Genomic DNA, 1,696 nt, shown 5'->3' on the forward strand with positions numbered 1-1,696 from the left:
TCGCAACAGTCATGTCATGCCTCTTCGATGAACGGCCAGACCTAGCGCGGCGGAGGTTGTCTGTCGATCACCCGGCCGCGATAGCCTCGACCTCGACCTTGAATTCGGGTCGGGCAAAGCCGGAGACGATCATCAGCGTCGAGGCCGGCGCGGGGCTGGAAAACAGCCGGTCGCGGACATCCATATAGGGCCGCAGATGCGCGCGGTCGGTGACATAGGCGTTGATACGGATGATGTCGCGTAGGCCCAGCCCGGCTTCGCCGAGGATCGCTTCGATGTTGCGGAAGCAGAGTTCGGCCTGCGCGCCGGCCTCTTCGGGAATCTGGTCGTCCGCGGTTATGGCAACCTGACCCGAGCACAGCACCAGCCGCTTTCCAGGCGGTACCTCGACGCCGTGGCTGTAGCGGGCAAAGGGCGGCTTGATCGACTTCGGGGTGAGGAATCTGAACATGGCAATCTCCTGGGTGCCGCCAGCCTAAAGCCGGACCCATTACACCTTCAAGATGGCGGTGCATGTTGCCCGGGCGATTGTGGACAGCCGTTCAAAAAATAGGCACGATGCCTTTCGTACAGCATGACCCGTCCGCGCTTGGCATGGCAACGTCTTTCAAGCGGGCGGCCCCGGCGCCAGACGCCGGTGGCATGTGTCTTGCTTCTTGAATCTTTGGTGTCGAGCCTGGCGCGTGGCGCGCCGGAGCAAACAGAGGGTGGTGTGGATGTACGGAAAACAGAAGATCTCGGTGGCGGCGGTGGCCCTGCTTGCAGCCAGCACGCTGGGTGCTGCTGCGAATGAGAAAGTCACCTTCGGCACCAACTGGTTGGCCCAGCCGGAGCATGGTGGATATTATCAGTCCGTGGCGGACGGCACCTACGCCGCCTGCGGCCTCGACGTCACCATCATGCAGGGCGGTCCGCAGGTCAGCGGCCGACCGCTGCTGCTGGCCGGCAAGATCGATTTCTACATGGGCGGCAATCTGCTGTCGGCTTTCGATGCCGTCCAGCAAGGCATTCCCATGCGCGTGGTGGCGGCGGACTTCCAGAAGGACCCGCAGGTCATCATGTCCCACCCCGGCGAAGGGCTCGACAAATGGGAGGACCTGAAGAACGCCGACCAGTACATATTGGGCGACGAGGGCGTGCAGACCTTCTTCCAGTGGATGGTCATCGAACTCGGCTTCGACGCTTCCAAGCGCGCGCCCTACACCTACAACACCGCTCCCTTCCTCGCCAACAAGAAGTCGATCCAGCAGGGCTACGTCACCTCGGAGCCGTTCGCGGTCAAGAAGGAAGGCGGCTTCGTGCCGAACCAGTTCCTGCTCGCCGACTATGGCTGGGACACCTATTCGACGACGATCGAGGTGATGCAGGATACGATCGACAAGAAGCCGGAGGTGGTCCAGTGCTTCGTCGATGGCTCGGCCAAGGGCTGGTACAAATATCTGTACGGCGACAACAAGGCCGCCAACGACATGATCAAGAAAGACAATCCCGATATGAGCGACGAGCAGATCGCGTTCTCGATCGAGCAGATGAAGAAGTTCGGCCTTGCCGATTCCGGCGACACCGAAAAGCTCGGCATCGGCGCCATGACCGACGAGCGGATCAAGAATTTCTACGACAAGATGGTCAAGGCCAAGGTCACGCCAGCCGGCATCGACATCAAGAAGGCCTACACGCTGACCTTCATCAACAAAGG

2 protein-coding genes are annotated in these 1,696 nt (G+C 61.0%); one reads left to right on the forward strand and one right to left on the reverse strand.

Annotation, left to right across the window (positions count from 1 at the left end):
* Positions 1-67: 67 nt before the first annotated feature.
* Positions 68-451 (reverse strand): RidA family protein, encoded by a 384-nt coding sequence (locus tag EN984_RS33585; protein ID WP_127271694.1) that lies wholly within the window; start codon positions 449-451, stop codon positions 68-70.
* Between the two features lie 265 nt (positions 452-716).
* Here EN984_RS33585 and EN984_RS33590 point away from each other — a divergent pair.
* The coding region (locus EN984_RS33590; protein ID WP_164765875.1) for an ABC transporter substrate-binding protein at positions 717-1,696 on the forward strand (980 nt) is incomplete at its 3' end.

Source organism: Mesorhizobium sp. M7A.F.Ca.CA.004.12.1.1 (assembly GCF_003997835.1).
In the GTDB taxonomy this organism is placed as follows: Bacteria; Pseudomonadota; Alphaproteobacteria; order Rhizobiales; family Rhizobiaceae; genus Mesorhizobium.